We start from the raw sequence: 18,075 nt of genomic DNA on the forward strand, positions 1-18,075 counted from the left end.
CTTCTTTTTATGCAATATACATTTTTGCCAAGAAATCCTTTCTACTCTGACCACCGCTAGCCTCTTCAACATTCGCGCCAATACTTGTCCCACTTCGTAGTAATTGCTTAGAAAGCACATATTCCCGTTGCTCTTGCAGTTTCATATATAGGTGAATAATTTCCAAAGCAAATTTAAAACTCTTCTGTTGAATAATACTCTCTGCCAATTACTCTTTTCCTACCTTCAACTCAAAAGTTACAATTAATTAAGGTCAAAGCATTTTTAAATTTTCAAATAAAATAGTGACTTATTTAATTAATGCTTTGACCTAATAACTCCTAACTCCTAACTATTTTTCATTTGACTTTAAACTTGCTTGCAGTTGTTAATAGCTCTTGCGCCATTCCTGATAACTCTTGGAACACGGTAGCAATTTCTTGAGATTCAGCAAAAGTCTTATTGGCAATTTCTGCTACATCTTGCATTGATTTAGTTACTGTTACAGATTGCGTCATTTGTTTTTGAGTTGCGGCGGTAATGCGCTCGATTAGCTGACTAATTTCGGCAGTTGCAGAAACGATCGCATTTAAGTTTTGGCGAGTGTCACTGACAAGATTTGTACCTTCTACCACCTGCTGAATGCCAATTTCCATCGCTACTGCAACTTCTCCGGTTTCTGCTTGAATCTCTTGGACTAATTTTTCTATTTCGATGGTTGCTGCTGCTGACTGGCGAGATAAAGAACGGACTTCATCAGCTACAACTGCAAAGCCTTTGCCATATTCACCGGCACGGGTGGCTTCAATGGCAGCATTCAGAGCCAGTACGTTTGTCTGTGTGGCAAAATTACCAATCAAATTCACCACTTTGGAGATTTTTTGCGAAGATTCACTGAGGCGTTTAATCTTTTTGCTGGTTTGAGCAACGGTGTCCCGAATTCCTTGGATTGCTTTTACAGTTAGGTTCATCGCAGTATCGCCAGACTCTACAGTTTGATTGGCTTGTTGCACTGCTAGTTGCACTAACTCGGCATTTGCGACCACAGCTTGAGTAGAGTCCACCATCTGTTGAATATCACCTAAGGCTGCGGTAATTTCCTCAGATTGTTGTTGCGCTAGATTGGTCAATCCTGCTAGTGAAGCATCGCTATTGCTAGAAGTTTGGGCAACTTGTTGAGCAGCCCCTTGTACCTGAATAACGATTTGCCGCAGTGCTTGCAGAGTATTATTGTAAGCATCTGCGATCGTTCCTAGTTCGTCTTCTGTAATTGGTGCGCGTACCGTTAAGTCGCCGTTGAGAGCGGGTCTAAGGGCTGTTAGAAGTTGAATAGATCGTTGTTGTAGTAATTCTTTGGCTGCTTTTTCCCGTGCTGCTGCTTCTGCTAATTTTGCTGACTGCGCTTGTACTTGTTGCAAATACTCGGTATGTTGTAATGCCAGTCCTAACTGGCTACCAATGCGTGATAACAAAGTGACTTCCGATTCTTCCCAATCACGAGTTCCCGAATTTTGATAAGCTGCCAGCAATCCCCACAATTGTTCCCCAGCAAATACAGGAACAATTACATAAGCTTTAACTTCAAATTGCTCTAAAATTTCAATGTGGCAAGGAGAATGACCTACCTGATAGATGTCATTTACAACAAAGCTTTCACCCTGGATATATCGGCCTCCCTGAGTTTCTTGTAAGTGTGTATCTTCCCAGACAGTTTTTATATCCGGGCCTACCAGTTTTACCCAAAGATGACCTGCTGATTCTGCTACAAATTCACCACTCCAGTTAGGGTTGAAACGATAGACTGCGACACGATCGCATCGCAGTAATTGTCTTACTTCTTGAGTGGTGGTTTTGAAGATTTCTTCTACATCTAAAGATTGGCGGATGCGGTTACTGATTTTGGTGACAGCTTTCTCTTGTTCTGCTATCTGAGCTAGTTTCTCAGATTTAACTCGAACTAATTCCAAATAATCGATCTGTGATTTAGCTAGGCTAAATTGCAAGCTAGTCTGAACCAAAAAGTTCACTTCCCAGGTTTGCCATTCACGGATGCTGGAATTTTGATAAGCCGCCAGCAAGCCCCACAATTTATCCCCGAAGAATATAGGAACAATTATGTAAGCTTTGGCTTCAAACTGCTCTAAAATCTCAATATGGCAAGGAGCAAGCCCTACTTCATAGATGTTATCTACAACAAAGTTTTCACCTCTGACATACCTACCTCCCTTAGTTTCTTGCAAGTAGGTATCATCCAAAACGGTTTGAATATCAGGGCCTACCAGTTTTGTCCAACCAGTACCCACAGACTCAGCCACAAATTCGCCACCCCAGTCAGAGTTAAAGCGATAGACAGCGACGCGATCGCATTGCAGTGATTGACGCACTTCTTGAGTGGTTGTTTTGAAGACGCTTTCTACATCTGAAGATTGTCGGATACGGTTGACTATCTTAGTGAAAACTTTTTCTTGTTCAACTATTTGAGCTAGTTGGTCAGATTTAGTCTGCACTTGTTCCAAATATTCCCCTTGTGAGATAGCCACACCAAATTGCAGACCAATTTGAGTTACAAAGCTTTCTTCCCAAGGTTGCCAATCACGAGGCCCAGAATTTTGGTAAGCTGCGAGCAAACCCCATAATTTTTCTCCAGAAAATATCGGCGCAATGATATAAGCCTTCATTTCATACTGCTCTAAAATGTCAATGTGACATTGAGCATGGCCCATTTGATAAATGTCATTGACTACAAAGCTTTCACCCTTGGCATAACGTCCTCCTTGAGTGTCTTGTAAGTGGCTATCTTCCCAGACCATGTAAAAATCAGGGCCTACCATTTTTATCCAGCCATTACCCACGGACTCAGCTACAAATTCGCCACTCCAGTCAGGTTTAAAGCGATAAACACCAACGCGATCGCATTTTAGTAATTGGCGTACTTCTTGAGTGGTTGTTTGAAAGAGCTTATCAACATTTGATACCCGCAGAATTTTGTCGATGACTTTAGCTACCGATTTTTTTGCTAGTATTCGCTGTTGCTGTTCTTTTTGGAATCCAAAGCTCTGCAATTTGTAGGCTAATTCTGTTGTAATTTGAGATAGGAGACTGATTTCTACCTCTTGCCACTGCCGCGTTGAGTAGCAATTATTTACTGCCAGTAACCCCCACACTTTACCTTCTACTACAATCGGTAAACTCAAACTAGCTTTAATTTGAAATTTATCTAGCAGCTGCTTTTGATAGGGTGTAAGTTGTATCTGATTAATATCGTCAATAACTACAGGTTCTATATAGTCTTGATTGGTATATAATCCAAAAATAATTCCTGGAATATTTTCGCCTAAAGTTGGTGTCCAACCTAGTGTTCTGGATTCTGCTAAAACATTACCTGAATCAAGGGAAGTAAACTGATAAATTAAGGCGCGATCGCAGCCAATCTTTTCTCTAATTTGCGCTACAGTGATTTTGAGTAGTGTATCAAGGTCTGGAGCTTGGCGCATATGAGTTGCGATATCTTGCAACTGTCGCCGCCAAGTTTTAAATTCCTGAGCGATCGCATTTAATAAAGATATTTCATTATTAGCAATATTTGCTATATGAGCGTTACCATTCTGATTTTCTAGTTCAGAGATTAGATGCTGATTTTCATGGCTATTGTTATACAAAAATGTCATTTGATTATCCTCAAGATTTGTGGTTTGTAATAGTTTGATATGTTGCAGGTAAGAATGAAATAGTATTTGGTAATTCAGGCAGGATTAAAAATCGTCAAAATACTATGTCTATGTTTAATTGTGAATACCCCAAATGGAAGCTTGGATAATAGTTATGGCATCCAAATTAAAAATCATATCCTCGGAATCATTAATAAAGTATCCCTGTAAAAAAGGTGATATTTTAGGATAAAATAATTCGGGAGTTTGGGGTTTCATTTGCTTAGTATCCAGCCATTCAATATCTATAAGCTGTCGCACCAATAGCCCCAAATACTTACCCTTATTTTCCAGAACAATCGCCATCATTCTTGAAAGTAAATTTGATCCTTGCGAAATTGGAGGATAACCTAACATTGCCTCTAAATCTACCAGCCAAAGCATCTCACCGCGCCAGTTATAAATACCTAAGACGCTATTGGGCATCTGAGGAACGCCACATATTTCTGGTAATGATACTTGCAAAATTTCTGTGATGTGTTGTAACGAAATTACGGCTGTATCACTTACTCCCAAATTAAAACTTAAAAACTTTTCCTTGGTTTCCAAAGTTATTGATCCTTAGTCTTTGATTATTGAACTCTAGCCACTATTTGCAGTTATTATGTGAATCTTGCAGAAGTTATGATTAGAAATAGTGTCTTCTAGTGTTTGTTGAATTATTTCATTTTTATTAATTAATTAAACGCTTTAAAATTACCACTAGTTCTTCTCTATTAATCGGTTTTGATAAATAACCATCAGCGCCCAACATATTACCCCAAATTTTATCTACATCACTATTTTTTGTAGAGCAAAAAACTACAGGTATTTTACTAGTGTTGGGATTGTTTTTCAATTCTCGGCAAATTTCAAAGCCACTTTTCCCTGGTAAAATTACGTCAAGAAATATTAAATCTGGTTTATTTTTATCTATTTTGTCTTGAGCCTCTTCACTGCTTGTGGCGCTAATCACAGAATAACCTGCCTGTTGCAAGTAACGGCTGATTATTTCCATATCTGTTAAGCCATCTTCAACAACTAAAACAGTATTCATGGCAATTACTCGTTAAAATCTTTTGAGAATGTAAACAAATTAGACATACAAATCCTAAATGATTCCTTACAAAGAGATGGAAGGGACTAGAGACTAGCCCCTAACCACTATTTAACAATTCAAATAGGATTGCTATAAATACAAAAAATTGTATTTGTCTAATTTTGGTTTAATCTTTATTTATTAACCTCAGAAAAAGTACGTAATAAATATAATTTAATTTATGTTTCATATAAATTAAACTCATAAGATAATAAAAGCATTTATCATTATACTTAAGAAGTTATCTTGTAGAAATATCAGATGATAAATTATGTTTTAAATTCTTATTAAGTATTTAATTTTTTGTTTTTGGCCTAAAGTTAGATTGGTTTCAGACCACTATCTAATTGAATTGTCTTTTTTGAATTCTGAGTTTTTATTCATCACCCCAGCATTTTTATGTTTACTGAGGTGGAAAAGTATCAGGCTATAAAATTTTTTGTTATGGCTATTCCTGAACAATTAAATTTTAAAGCTCATCAGATTAGCTCGTGATTAATCATCAAGTAAAATTACTAATTCCCCCTAATTACAAACCTCTAAATTAGATTTACTCTTATCGATAGATACATTCGATGTAGGTAAATATTTACGGACTATAGCCATTACCTTATCAGCCACTACAGGTTTAGTGAGAAAATCTGTAGAACCAACTACTTTGGCACGAACTCTATCTAAAAGACCATCACTGCCTGTTAATATAATTATTGGTGTGTTGGCAAAGGTAGATATTCGTCGCAACTGAGTGCAAATTTCGTAACCACTGGCAACTGGCATAATCAAATCCAAGAAAATCAGGTCTGGTTTATCCTGAATGAGGGTTGGTAGAGCTTGTACAGCATCTTGAATCTTGACAAACCTTAATCCATTGGAAGTGATAATATCCTCTAGCATTTTACATACCTGAGGGCTATCATCGACACAAGCCACTAGTGGAGCAGTCCGCTTCTTTGGTTGTGTAGTGCTAGAGTTCTTGTTGCCTTCAGTAACTCCTAAGGGTATGTCAGGTACTTCCACCAATTCAATAATTCCTTTAAGAACATAGGGAAGCAACGAACGGGTGAGTGGCAGTACACTCTGCTTCATTTTCACGGCTAAATCTCGCAAAGTTAATTTGCCGTTGATTAAATTGACAAAGTTTTTGTAGACAGATGGACTTACCATTTGCTGGAGTTGTTCTGGTCGCCGCAGAACTGGTGCCAAGTCAGGAGAAAAATTTGCTAAACCAGCTTCTGACCAAATTTTCCACGAGTCTTGCATATGCTTTACAGACATTTCTGCACTTGTAAAGCTCATTGCTGTTTCTAAGATAACTTCTTGGCTGCGATTGCAACTTATAGAAGCAAAATTCCCTTGCAGAGCTAGGTCAAATAATAATTCTACTATCGTGTTTTCAGCAATAGACTGAATCTGTTCTCGCTGGATTTTTTGTTTTTTATAAAAGATTTCTAGAAGGCGGTAATCCCAATAATCAATTGATAAGTCTTGTAAACGCAACTGCAATTTATCAAGATCAATTTGAGGACAATTTTGGGCCATATGTCTACGCCAGCGCCGGAAGGGATGAGTTCCCCCTGTCGCCCAAACTATGCGTCCTAGCCGATAATAAAAAGTCCATTGGCTGCCTTTTGAACTTTTAATATTTAATTTGCCATTGTATTGCAGCTGAGTACAAGTTTTAAATTCATTAACTATGTTATTTGAAAAAATAAGTTCTGGGTGGGTCATACTTTATTCCTTTAATTAAAAAGCCAGCCCTTAAAAAACCCACACTAGCTATATGGTCTTCAGCAGACATGTCAATATGGGCAAATGCATTTGGTATATAGCAGGCTAAATCAAGATTATTAAAAGCAAGGGAGATGGGGAAATAGCAAAAAAGTTGCTAAAAAAAGTTATCTAGCGCAAAGTTTCTTATTGGCAAAGTGTACGACTCAAGTGGGTTGTTATAGTCCACATCATTAATATGCATTCAGTATTGATATATTATTTTAAGAATTTTCATACGGAATTATATCCGTATAAGTTCTGAATTTTTGTTTAAAAGAGATTAACCGTTTCTAGATATTTTTGCTTTATTTTGTGTAGCCTCTTAGAAAATTGTATTAGTTATTGAGATTGGCGAGAAATGTTAAAAAAAAATATTTAACTTTATTTTTCTTAATGTATATCACTAGTAGTGAATTTTTCGAGAGAATATTATCTTAAAAAAAGGCGTGCTACTAAGACAAGTAGCAGCCATCAATAGAGTATTTATTTAGAAAAATTTCTTTAAGCTTGGTTGTGGTTTTGATAACTCAAAACTGCTGCCCTAAGATTACTTTGGTGTTCTGCAAGAAGTCGATCGCCCTCGTCTTTTTCCAAACCAGTCCAGTGCATTAATAGGGCTAGCTTGACCCATTTACCGCTGCGTTCTAGTAAAAAACCAGCAGCTTCACGACTTAAACCTGTGAGGTCTTGCAAAATTCGCAAAGCGCGATCGCGTAACTTTTGATTTGTGACCGCCACATCCACCATCCGATTGCCATACACTTTGCCTAGCTTAACCATCACCCCAGTAGAAAGGATATTTAAAGCTAATTTAGTGGCTGTACCAGCTTTCAGGCGAGTTGAACCGGCGATTATTTCTGGCCCTGTCAATAGGCGAATGTCAATATCGGCATCAAATCTAACTTGTTCCGCTGGAACACAGGCGATAAAAATAGTAGTGGCTCCTCGCTGACGAGCAGCATGAAGCGCACCGTGAACAAATGGCGTTGTCCCACCAGCGGTAATGCCGACTACGACATCTAGCTGGGTAATATGTCGCCCAGCGATCGCAGCCTCGCCATCTTGGATGCTGTCTTCTAAATCCTCTGAACTGCGTACCAGTGCCCCAGCACCACCAGCAATAATTCCCTGTACCAACTCTGGGGGTGTACAAAAAGTAGGTGGACACTCAGCAGCATCTAACACCCCTAACCTGCCACTCGTACCCGCACCGATATAAAATAGCCGTCCTCCGTGGCGCAAACGCTCTGCGGTGCGCTCAATTGCCTCTGCTAACTGAATTTTCGCCGCTGCAACCGCCTCGACCGCCTTTTGGTCTTCGTTATTAAACAGCTCCACCAATTCCAGAGAACTGAGCTGGTCTAAGTTCAGACTGTTAGGATTTACCAACTCGGTTAAAAGATGCCCGCGTTCCTGCAAATTTGTCATTTATCCTTTGTCCTTTGTCTTACCCTACGGGAAGCCGCTCTTTGGGCGTCTATGTCCGTTGTCATTAGTCAGCGACCAATGGCTAATGACCAGTGACCAATGACTAATGACTAATGACTAATTACAACAATCCTTCCAATTGGCGACGAATTTTCTCTAGTTCAGAATCAGACAATTCTGGTTCTTCTAGTGGCTGTTGATTGAGAGGGAAGGTGTCTTCAACAGTATCCTCCTTCTGGGCATCTTCTTGCCAATCGGTTTCTTCCACGTTCAGTTCTGGCGGAGTGATAACTAAATTGCTGTTTTCTGGGATGATTTCCCATTCATATCCAGCACTTTCGCAAAATTCCTTGATTTCCTCAGCATCGATCGGTTCTGGTGTAGGTGACGGGAAATCCTGAGCTTCCAGCATTAGGGCAAAGCGCGTGGCGTCGTCTTCTGACTCGAACATCAAAATTTTATTGCGATCGCCCTCCCGAATCGTGTGAATCCCCTCATTTTCCGTTCGAGCATTAAAAATTAACACAAAAACACGCATTGGTGTAATCATCTGTCTTTTTTAAGGTCTATTCATATTAAAGTTCTAGGTTGTGACTCAGCGAAAGTCACAGGAACAATTTTCACTCTATTCAGATCAGATTTACCTGAAAACGCCAATATTATTAAGCAATATTTAAGTATTGGATCAAGCAAATACCGTAACTCAACCAATGAGGTCTTGGGTTTAGTTGGCGTATCCTGGAAATGGCATACTGAATCAATGTGCCAGTTAATGCTTGTGCGGGCCAGCGACATCTGGCAATTAATACAGTGAAAGCAAATGACTAAATCTCCCAATCAAGATATTTTCTCCCCGTCCCCTATCCGCAAGCGTCTGTGGTTACTGGTGTTGAGTCGGGGCAGCATTGCTTTGGGCGGACTTTTGCTGTTAGGAGTTCTCGTTGGTATTTGGCGGTTGTGGACTTTTGTCCAAACAGAGTTAACACCCTTGGCACAACAAAGTCTCACGACTACACTCAATCGTCCGGTAAAACTGGGAAGAGTCACACAATTTTCGTTGACGGGAGTGCAGTTTGGAGCTTCAACTATCCCAGCCACATCCACAGATCCAGATCGAGCCGCAGTCGAAGCTGTGGAGGTGGGTTTTAACCCAGTGCAGTTAATTTTTAACCGCCAGCTAAAGCTAGATGTTACCTTAGTCAACCCAGATATTTACATTGAACAGGATAACCAAGGGCGATGGGTTTCCACTAATATAGCGTCGTCAGGTCAAGGCGGCGCGATTAAAACCGATTTGGACAATTTGCGATTTCGCAATGCCAAGCTGGCGTTGATGCCGCAGAGGGAAGTAGGAGAAGAAGCAAGGGAGCAGGGAGCAGGGAGCAAGGGAGAAGAGTTTTCCCCTCTGCCCCCCGCACCCTGCCCCTCTGCCTCTTTCCCATGCTCAATCACCTTTAATGTTTAAGACTCAGAGCTACTTTCCGGGCGAGTTCAACCATCCGGTTGGCATAGCCCCATTCGTTGTCATACCAAGCGAGTATTTTCACTTGCGTCTCGTTTACCACCATTGTGGAGAGGGCATCAATGATGGAAGATCGAGGATCGTCTTTGTAGTCGATAGATACTAAAGGACGTTCTTCATAGCCCAAAATTCCTTTGAGCGGTGCTTGCTCTGAAGCTGCTTTTAGTAAGCTATTAATTTCTTCTACTGTGGTGGGTCGCACAACTTCAAACACGCAGTCTGTCAAAGAAGCATTGAGCAATGGCACCCGTACTGCCAAACCATTGAGTTTGCCGTTGAGTTCGGGATAAATTAACCCGATCGCAGTTGCCGATCCAGTGGTAGTAGGAATCAAAGATAAACTGGTAGCTCTTGCGCGGCGCAGATCCTTGTGAGGGGCATCCACAATGGTCTGAGTATTGGTGTTGTCATGGATTGTGGTAATAATTCCATGTTTAATGCCCAAGCCTTCATGGATCACCTTCACAACTGGAGCCAAACAGTTAGTAGTACAAGAAGCCGCAGTTAACAGATGATGTTTTTCTGGCTCATAAAGTTGGTCATTAACCCCCATGACAATATTCAAGGCTTCTTCCTTCACCGGAGCAGCCACAATTACTTTCTGTACTCCCCGTTTAAAATACGGATCTAGAGTGGCAGGAGTCCTAAACTTGCCGGAGCATTCCAGCACGAGATCAACGCCTAACTCTTCCCAAGGGACTTCACCCGGTTGAGAATGTTCACTAAAGCTGAGGGGTGTGCCATCAATGAGAATGCGATCATCGCTTTGTGCTTCTACTTCCGGTGCCCAACGCCCGTGAACAGAATCAAATTTGAGCAAATGAGCAGCTGTTACTGCCCCGCCTTTAATCTCATTGATATGGACAAACTCAAGCTCTGACCAACCCCAAGCAGCCCGCAAAGCTAGCCGTCCAATTCTGCCAAATCCGTTGATGCCAACACGTACTCTCATCAGTTTTCCTAAGTTTATTTAAATCAACAAAATCTGAGTTTGTGAATGCATCCTCAATTAATGGGTAGCACCAAATTTATTCAATAGTATGTTTGTAGTAAGGACTTTAGTCCTTAATTTTTTAAGCACTAAAGTGCTTACTACGAACTTATCAAAACTTTCTTTTACATCAGTATTTTTGAGTTAAACCACTATTTTTGTGGTGTTTTCAACAAATCACTAATTTGGAAGTTTATCTGCTCTTTGCCTGCAAATACTGTTCCTTCTTTACCAGCTTGAAAGTGTTTTTCTGCCAGTTCATAGGCTTCACTAGGTAAAGGCACATACCCAACCGAACTAGTTGTTATTGGAGCGTACTTTAGGTAATAATCTACAAATTCTTTGAGTTCTGGCTGATTTTGTAAAGACTGAGCATTAACATAAATCAACAAAGGTCGAGCTAATGGCTGATATTCAGCTTTTTCAACAGTTTCAGTTGATGGCAATACTGCTCCTTTACCGCTATCAATTGCAAGAGGTTTTAACCGACTTTTGTTGTCTTCATAATAAGCAAGCCCGAAATAACCCAAGGCATTAGGATCTGTGCCAACTCCACGCACTAGAGCAAGATCATCTTCACTGGAGATGTAGTCAGTGCGGCTGGCTCTAGTTTTACCAACAATAGCTTCTGTGAAGTAATCAAAAGTACCAGACTGACCACCTGCACCATACAAGTTAATTGGTTTATCGGGCCAAGACGATCGCACTTGGTTCCAACGAGTGATTTTTCCTTGGGCATTTGGCTCCCAAAGCTTTTTCAATTCGGCTACAGTAATATCTTTTGCCCAAGTATTTTCGGAATTTACGGCAACAGTCAGCGCGTCAAAGGCAACGGGAAGCTCGATAAACTTGACACCATTTTTGTTGCAAGCTTCTATCTCTGCTTTCAGGATAGGACGCGAGGCGTTGCTGATGTCTGTCTGTTTACTACAGAACTTTTTAAACCCGGCGCTAGTACCGGAAAAGCTAACTACAACCCGTCCCTTGTACTGTTGCTTGTTCTGTTGAAACTGGTTAGCGATCGCCTCTGCGATCGGATACACTGTGCTAGAACCATCAATCTTAATTGTCGTTACCTTTGTCGAATTACTGACTTCCGTAACCTTTGGCAACGACTGAGTTTGAGTAGATGAATTAGGTGTGGCTGTGCAGCTGGTGGCAAAAGCCAACACTCCAAATAAGAGAGCCAATTTCTTTGCTATTGCGTTCATTGACCTCACCGTTAGGGGTAATTTTGAAAGTATGTTTATATCATTTCAAAAAAACTTGATGTGTCAATATAAAGCATAGCACTATACATAAAAATTCATCAAAAAAACTTGATGCATTAAATAAATTAATTCAGCACAAACGGAATCAGTCCTAGTTGACACTTCTAGGGCTTGAAGCTGTAAGATTCTGGTTTCAATGAATTAACTTATCTAAACTCTTTCTTAATCACAGCAGGAACGGGCAGATGAAATTATAGAATTATGGCTAAAATCTGCCAGATATTCCTCTAAAACACTAAATTGGGACAGATTCAAACTGTAATAAATCCAACGTCCTTCCTGACGGGAGTTAACTAAGCCGGCTTCCTTGAGGGTTTTCAGGTGAAAAGATAGTTTCGATTGATTTACCCCCAAGGCTTCGCACAAATCACATACACATAATTCTCGCTGTCGGAGCAATTCCAGCACACTAATCCTGAGTGGATCAGAAAGGGCGTGAAAGCCAGCAGCAATTATATGAGGAATGGTAGCTGAGGAGGTGAGCATCAATTACAGTTCGATAAGGGTATGTTAACTCTATTGTGAACTAGAAACTATAGCTTTAGGTGCGTAGCCGTAAGGCTTGTCGTCAGACATCGCACCTAAAGCAACAAAAATGTGAACTGATAAGTCAGCAACGACGGATGTCATTATAGTGCTTGCGCGATCGCACTCATCAATAAAACCTCAGCCGAAATTGAAAAAACAATTCCCCCCTGATGCAAAGAGTGGGGAGATATTGATACAACCTGATATTGTGCTAAAAATCTTCGATATTTTCAAATTGAGAATATATAAAGTTAAATATTTGCATTCTTTGAGATATTATTCCCGGATATGAAAAAATACTAATTACTGCAAAATTAACAATGCTGGCAATCATAATTTCATGACTCGACAACCCCATGACCAATTTGCCAAGGAATATCTAGAAGAGTTGTTAACCTCTTTAGGTAAAGTAGAAACTAGCAAAGATGTTAAAAGCGAAGTTCGTGAGATAGATGTTTGGTTTGTCCCCAATACGTCTCCATCTAATACATCAGAATTAGGTTTATTGGCAAAAATGGCTGCAACTAGTTGTCTATTTGAACCGTTCCGTAATGCTCCTAGTGAAGTGGAAATTAGGAGTTGTTTATTAAAGTTATATACGGTTCATGGAGATTTATTACGACAAGCAAAACGGGAAAAACGGTCTTTGTCAGAGGGAGAATTGCCATGTTTATGGATTTTAACCCCTTCTTGTTCTCCTAGAATGCTGAACGGATTTGGGGGGAAAATTCAAGAGTCAGAGAATTGGGTTGAGGGGGTTTATTTTCTGCCAGAATTGTTGAAAGGAGCGATCGTAGCTATTAATCAGTTACCTGTTATTGAAGATACCCTATGGCTAAGGGTTTTGGGGAAGGGAAGGACGCAAAAACAGGCGGTAGAAGAGTTGGTTCAACTGTCAGAAGAAAGTTCTAAATGGGATCAATTGCTGGAGATTTTAGCTTCTTGGCGCAAAAATATAGAGGTGAAAGATAATGTAAGTGATGAGGATAGGGAGTTGATTATGAACTTATCACCAGCTTATCTTAAGCAACGGGAAGAATGGCGACAAGAAGGAGAGGTGACATTGCTACTTCGCTTACTCCGGCGACGCTTTGGGGAAATTGCTCCTGATTTAGAGCAGAGAATTACCAGTTTATCGATTCCCCAGTTGGAGGCGTTGGTGGATGCCCAGTTAGATTTCTCTAATTTAGATGATTTAGTAACCTGGTTGTCAGCACAAAGTTAATTTCAATAGATAAGTGATCAGGATAGGGAGTTGATATGAACACGATCATGTTTTGAATCATTTTGAAGCGGTTTTTCAGCAGTTGTCCAAGATGTAGATCCCCCAACTCTCCTTAAAAAGGGGGTTTCATTCCCCTATTTTGTAAGCAGGGCTAGGGAGGATCTAATACTTCTATCCCCCTCCATTACCAAATCACACTGTTGTAAAATTACTGAGCCCAATAGTTCCAGTGAATCCTGTCACCTCAATGATGGCATCAGTAGCCTGATTAAACCCTGCTGTTGCATCATTAATAGCAACAAAGGTACGACTACCAAAGGTGAATTGAGCAGCAAAGTTTGCTCCAAAATTAGCGGTAGTTAACTTGGCTGCAATGCCTGCTATATCAAGTGTTGCAACAGATCCCGCATTAGAAAATACGCTGCGTGCAGTGGAAACGAGGAATAAATCATTACCAGATTTAGCATTGAAATCAGTAATAACATCACAACTATTGAAGAGGGAATCAGCTAAGTTGCGGTAGTCAAAACGATCTGCGCCAGCACCCCCAGTTAGAGTATCTTTTCCAAGTCCCCCAGTTAGAGTATCTTTCCCTGTGTTAGCAACAGAGACATAGACAGTATTGTTACCAAAAGCAACAATATCAGCAGTACCATCGCCGTTTACATCTGCTACCTGACGTGGATTTTGATCAAAGGTATTCCAGTTGTCCGTGGGACTAATATTAGAAAGGGCTTGAAATTGTGTACTAAAAGTGCCATTAGCTTGACCAGAAGCCACATAGACAGTACCGCGATCAAATCCAACAATGTCAGCACGACCATCACCAGTTACATCTGCTACCTGACGTGGCAAGGCATTAAAGCTAGTCCATGCTTTTGAGTAAGTAAATTCAGTAGTGGCTGAAATCGCTGAATTAAATGTGCCTGTGTTGTCAGATTTAGCAAGAGCGACATAGACATTATTGTTACCAAAAGCAACAATATCAGCACGACCATCGCCGTTTACGTCTGCTAAAAGGCGTGGATTTTGATCAAAGTTAGTCCAGTTGTCCGTGGAACTAATGTTAGAAAGGGCTGGAAATGATAAACTAAAAGTGCCATTATCTTTACCAAGAGCCACGTAGATACCACCGTTACCAAACTCAACATAATCAGCACGACCATCGCCGTTGACATCTCCTATCTGCCGTGGATTTTGATTAAAACTGTATCCAGATGTAGCAAACTCCGTGCTGGCTACAATTGCAGAACCGAATGTGCCATTAGCTTGACCAAGAGCGACATAGAGAGTATGGTTACCAAACCCAATGATATCAGCACAACCATCGCCATTCACATCTGCTACCTGCCGTGGATTGCTATTGAAGCTACCTCCAAAAAAATTAGTGGAGGCAGTGGGAGTGTATCCTTTAAATGATTGAGCAAATGTGCCGTTAGTTTGTCCAATAGCCACATAGACATCATAGCCCGTAAATCCAACAATATCAGCACGACCATCACCGTTTACATCTGCTAACTGGTGTGGCATGGCATTAAAGCTAGTCCATGCTTTTGAGTAAGTAAATTCAGTACTGCCTTGAAGCGATGGATTAAATGCGACATCATAATCATCACCATATAAGGTATCGTTACCTGCACCACCATTGAGGGTGTTATTACCAGCGTTACTTGTAATGATGTTATTACCTGCATTCCCTGTACCGTTAATCGCGGCTATTCCTGTAAGGGTAAGGTTTTCGATGTTTGGCTGGTTGGCAAGACTAAACGTTACACTGGATTGAATTGTATCTGTACCTTCATTGGCATTTTCGGTAATGATATCGGCGGTTTGATAGACAACGTAGGTATCATTACCAACACTACCAAACATTAAAGCCCAGTAACCACCTGCTCTTAAAGTGTCATTGGAATCGGTTCCTTTGAAAACTTGATATATCCCCCCTCCATTAAAATTGATTTGTTCAATATCTGTGAGGATATCAGTACCATCTCTACTAGTTTGGGAGTCAGTAACCTGCACATCTCCATTGCTTAATAAAGAGATTTGATAATTAACAGAAGCTCCTGTGAAAACTACGATGTCATAATCATTACCACCATAAATGTTGTCATTTCCTGATCCGCCATAGATGGTGTCATTGCCAATATTGCCATTGATGGTGTCGTCATTATCACCACCATCTATATAGTCATTGTCTTCCCAGCCATCAATGATGTCATTTCCTGACCCGCCATAGATAGTGTCGTCTCCTCGAGAGCCAGAAATATTATCATTACCTGACTCACCATAGATAATGTCATTACCAAAACCACCATAGATGTTGTCATTGCCAGCACCACTAAACATTAAAGCTGAAAAAGAGTATACGTCTGCTGTTAAAGTATTATCTAAACCGTCTCCTTTGAAGACTTTATATGTTACCCCTCCAAAATTGATTCGTTCAATGTCTTTGAGGGTATCATTACCTTGAGAGTCCTTAACCTGCACATCTCCATTACTTAATAAAGAGATTTGATAATTAACAGCATACCCAGTGAAAACTGCGGTATCATCACCAGTGCCGCCATCAAGAGCATCATCACCAGTGCCACCATTAAGGGTGTCAATATCAGCACCCCCCATCAGAGTGTCATTACCATCACCACCATCAAGGATGTCATTACCAGCACCGCTATTGATATTGTCATCACCTCCCCAGCCAAATAGAACATCGTCATTACTATATCCTCTAATATCTTCATTTTTATCAACCACAACCGTTACTGGTACTAGCTTATATAACACTACGTCTGGTTTCGTCGGGTCTGTATATTCTTTAAACACATAACGCCGCAAATCCTCTGTGCGATCTCCATTGGAATCTTCATCCAGTAAAAAAATATATGGCGTTGTCTGATTATTGGCTTGCTGTAGTTGCCCATATCCTTGATGAAGAGCGACAGATCCGTTAAGTTCTGTGGCAATATTCACTTGGGTAATACTACTCAAGTTTAAAACCAGTTTGTCCTTGAGACTAGCAGGTAAAACAAGCGTATCTAGAAGAGTAAAATCTTTAATCACTACTGTTTGTTTCCAAAGTCCTGTAGTGACTTTTGGGGTAAAATCTTTGATTAATCCGAATATCTCGCTGATTACAGTTGAACCTAGTGATAATTTTGCCAGCCAAGCATTGTCCTTGATAAATTTTTCTGCACTAGTAGAAAAATTCTTGAATACATCTAGAGTAATTTTTCCGATTTTATCAACATGACCTGCTATTGAGGCGGCGTAAGAAGCATTGAATGATCCTCTACTCAACCCAACGTTGAATGTATCCACTCCAAGACCGCCGGTTAAATAGTGTGAATCTGTATCGGAAATTTCACCAGTAAACAGTTGATCATCTCCACTATAACCATCAAGTTGATCACTGCCTGTTCCACCATCTAAGTAGTCATTGCCTTCTTCACCAAAGAGATAATCATTGTCAGGTCCGCCGTACAGGTTATCATTACCAGATCCACCATATAGGGCATCATTGCCGGCTTCTTCATAGTCGCCACTATCTTCACCAAGTACATCATCGCCCTGTCCACCATATAGGGCATCATTACCCTTGAGACCCCAGAGCTTATCATCACCTGAGTCGCCATATAGGTTGTCATTGCCAACGTTATTGAACCATAAATAACCACTTCCAAAAATAACGTCGTTACCACCCAGTCCATGTACAGGTCCAAATGATTTTTTTACAGTGTCAAATATGTTCATTTTGTTAAAGTTGTTTACACCAAAATCATCATCATTTGAATCACCATACCAAGCTTGATTAGTGTATTGCCAATTCATCTCAATCTGAACAACCTGACCATCCAACGTTACAGTTGTAGTATCATCCTCAGCCTTCAAAACCGCTAACTGTTGCTGACTTATACTCTTCCCTTGCACCAACCTCGCAAAAATATCACCCTCATCCCCTGCTGCATCTGCTACATTAATTTTTGCATCAATAGAATGCCCAGTTTCCTCCAGCAATACCGCCACAATAGCATCAAGATTCTGAGCATTTTGGCTAATAAAATCAGCAGCTAAATAAATCTTGCCTGTAGCTATAGCAAAAGCACCATTTGCACCATTGAGATCATTTCGATTCACAATCTCGATAGTAGGAATAGTACTAAAATTCCCTTGAGAAAAACCATCAAATAATTGATTAGCTACTTCACTATCAAAATTATTACCAAACGCAGTCTGTAACTTCTCTGTATACCCTGTATCATTTCGGAAACTGCTGAGATAATAATAGGCATCGTTTCGGGCTACATTCACAATATCAAGCCATTCCTGTTGAATGGTGACATCAATTTCCAGATTGTTAGCGAAAATAATATTAGACATGATTGATCCCTGAATTTGGTATTTGGAAAATGCTTTGCAGTATCAATAGTTATGCAGATACTCCATTTGCCTTCTTTGTAAGGCTACGGTGTACACACATCTCTATACTGCAAAACATCATAAAATCGCCCTAAATCCCCCTTAAAAAAGGGAATTTTGAGAATTTTTTGCCCCCTTGTTAAGGCAGGGCTGTTTC

The 18,075-nt window shown here is 40.3% G+C and carries 12 protein-coding genes and 1 pseudogene; 2 read left to right on the forward strand and 11 right to left on the reverse strand.

The features are described from left to right. Positions 1-7: 7 nt before the first annotated feature. The 7 genes from F8R90_RS33105 to F8R90_RS23905 form a co-directional block, all read right to left on the reverse strand. Positions 8-208 (reverse strand): four helix bundle protein, encoded by a 201-nt coding sequence (locus tag F8R90_RS33105; protein WP_230966744.1) that lies wholly within the window; start codon positions 206-208, stop codon positions 8-10. Positions 209-338: 130 nt separating this feature from the next. Next, positions 339-3,647 carry a GAF domain-containing protein gene (locus F8R90_RS23880; RefSeq protein ID WP_196512750.1) on the reverse strand — a complete coding sequence of 1,103 codons (3,309 nt, stop codon included), beginning with the start codon at positions 3,645-3,647 and terminating at the stop codon, positions 339-341. A gap of 114 nt (positions 3,648-3,761) precedes the next feature. After that, positions 3,762-4,235 carry a chemotaxis protein CheW gene (locus tag F8R90_RS23885; protein ID WP_196512751.1) on the reverse strand — a complete coding sequence of 158 codons (474 nt, stop codon included), beginning with the start codon at positions 4,233-4,235 and terminating at the stop codon, positions 3,762-3,764. Between the two features lie 124 nt (positions 4,236-4,359). After that, positions 4,360-4,722, reverse strand: coding sequence for a response regulator transcription factor (locus F8R90_RS23890; RefSeq protein WP_196512752.1), 363 nt, complete (start codon positions 4,720-4,722; stop codon positions 4,360-4,362). 567 nt (positions 4,723-5,289) lie between these two features. Beyond that, the gene (locus F8R90_RS23895) at positions 5,290-6,492 is read right to left on the reverse strand and encodes a response regulator (RefSeq protein ID WP_196512753.1); all 1,203 of its coding nucleotides are present in this window, start codon (positions 6,490-6,492) and stop codon (positions 5,290-5,292) included. Positions 6,493-7,035: 543 nt separating this feature from the next. Then, positions 7,036-7,962, reverse strand: coding sequence for an N-acetylmuramic acid 6-phosphate etherase (gene murQ / locus F8R90_RS23900; RefSeq protein WP_190896965.1), 927 nt, complete (start codon positions 7,960-7,962; stop codon positions 7,036-7,038). A 121-nt stretch (positions 7,963-8,083) separates the two neighbouring features. Continuing rightward, the gene (locus F8R90_RS23905) at positions 8,084-8,512 is read right to left on the reverse strand and encodes a DUF3110 domain-containing protein (RefSeq protein ID WP_196512754.1); all 429 of its coding nucleotides are present in this window, start codon (positions 8,510-8,512) and stop codon (positions 8,084-8,086) included. Between the two features lie 270 nt (positions 8,513-8,782). On the opposite strand from F8R90_RS23905, the pseudogene F8R90_RS23910 reads away from it, so the two are divergent. Further along, positions 8,783-9,388 (forward strand): annotated as a pseudogene (locus F8R90_RS23910) (hypothetical protein); the annotation flags it as partial. 28 nt (positions 9,389-9,416) lie between these two features. Here F8R90_RS23910 and F8R90_RS23915 read toward each other — a convergent pair. The 3 genes from F8R90_RS23915 to F8R90_RS23925 all read right to left on the reverse strand — a co-directional run bounded on the left by F8R90_RS23915 (position 9,417) and on the right by F8R90_RS23925 (position 12,232). Beyond that, positions 9,417-10,436, reverse strand: a complete 1,020-nt coding sequence (locus F8R90_RS23915; protein WP_196512755.1) for an ArsJ-associated glyceraldehyde-3-phosphate dehydrogenase — start codon at positions 10,434-10,436, stop codon at positions 9,417-9,419. Positions 10,437-10,627: 191 nt separating this feature from the next. Continuing rightward, complete coding sequence (locus F8R90_RS23920; protein WP_196512756.1) at positions 10,628-11,686, reverse strand: PstS family phosphate ABC transporter substrate-binding protein; 1,059 nt, start codon at positions 11,684-11,686, stop codon at positions 10,628-10,630. Between the two features lie 222 nt (positions 11,687-11,908). Continuing rightward, positions 11,909-12,232, reverse strand: a complete 324-nt coding sequence (locus tag F8R90_RS23925; protein WP_196512757.1) for an ArsR/SmtB family transcription factor — start codon at positions 12,230-12,232, stop codon at positions 11,909-11,911. A gap of 382 nt (positions 12,233-12,614) precedes the next feature. Here F8R90_RS23925 and F8R90_RS23930 point away from each other — a divergent pair, with 382 nt between their 5' ends. Beyond that, the gene (locus F8R90_RS23930; protein ID WP_196512758.1) at positions 12,615-13,499 is read left to right on the forward strand and encodes a DUF4351 domain-containing protein; all 885 of its coding nucleotides are present in this window, start codon (positions 12,615-12,617) and stop codon (positions 13,497-13,499) included. Positions 13,500-13,691: 192 nt separating this feature from the next. Here the strand turns inward: F8R90_RS23930 and F8R90_RS23935 are convergent, their stop codons facing one another. After that, positions 13,692-17,879: an FG-GAP-like repeat-containing protein gene (locus tag F8R90_RS23935; protein WP_196512759.1), complete on the reverse strand. Its 4,188-nt coding sequence runs from the start codon at positions 17,877-17,879 to the stop codon at positions 13,692-13,694. Positions 17,880-18,075: the final 196 nt, after the last annotated feature.

The sequence above is a fragment of the Nostoc sp. NZL genome, from assembly GCF_015714705.1.
Taxonomy (GTDB): Bacteria; Cyanobacteriota; Cyanobacteriia; order Cyanobacteriales; family Nostocaceae; genus Nostoc; species Nostoc foliaceum_A.

Excerpts from the sequence above, each read along its gene's own strand:
- F8R90_RS23880 (WP_196512750.1), bottom strand. The coding sequence starts at position 3,647 with ATGACATTTTTGTATAACAATAGCCATGAAAATCAGCATCTAATCTCT.
- F8R90_RS23890 (WP_196512752.1), bottom strand. The coding sequence starts at position 4,722 with ATGAATACTGTTTTAGTTGTTGAAGATGGCTTAACAGATATGGAAATA.
- F8R90_RS23895 (WP_196512753.1), bottom strand. The coding sequence starts at position 6,492 with ATGACCCACCCAGAACTTATTTTTTCAAATAACATAGTTAATGAATTT.
- murQ (WP_190896965.1), bottom strand. The coding sequence starts at position 7,962 with ATGACAAATTTGCAGGAACGCGGGCATCTTTTAACCGAGTTGGTAAAT.
- F8R90_RS23905 (WP_196512754.1), bottom strand. The coding sequence starts at position 8,512 with ATGATTACACCAATGCGTGTTTTTGTGTTAATTTTTAATGCTCGAACG.
- F8R90_RS23915 (WP_196512755.1), bottom strand. The coding sequence starts at position 10,436 with ATGAGAGTACGTGTTGGCATCAACGGATTTGGCAGAATTGGACGGCTA.
- F8R90_RS23920 (WP_196512756.1), bottom strand. The coding sequence starts at position 11,686 with ATGAACGCAATAGCAAAGAAATTGGCTCTCTTATTTGGAGTGTTGGCT.
- F8R90_RS23925 (WP_196512757.1), bottom strand. The coding sequence starts at position 12,232 with ATGCTCACCTCCTCAGCTACCATTCCTCATATAATTGCTGCTGGCTTT.
- F8R90_RS23930 (WP_196512758.1), top strand. The coding sequence starts at position 12,615 with ATGACTCGACAACCCCATGACCAATTTGCCAAGGAATATCTAGAAGAG.
- F8R90_RS23935 (WP_196512759.1), bottom strand. The coding sequence starts at position 17,879 with ATGTCTAATATTATTTTCGCTAACAATCTGGAAATTGATGTCACCATT.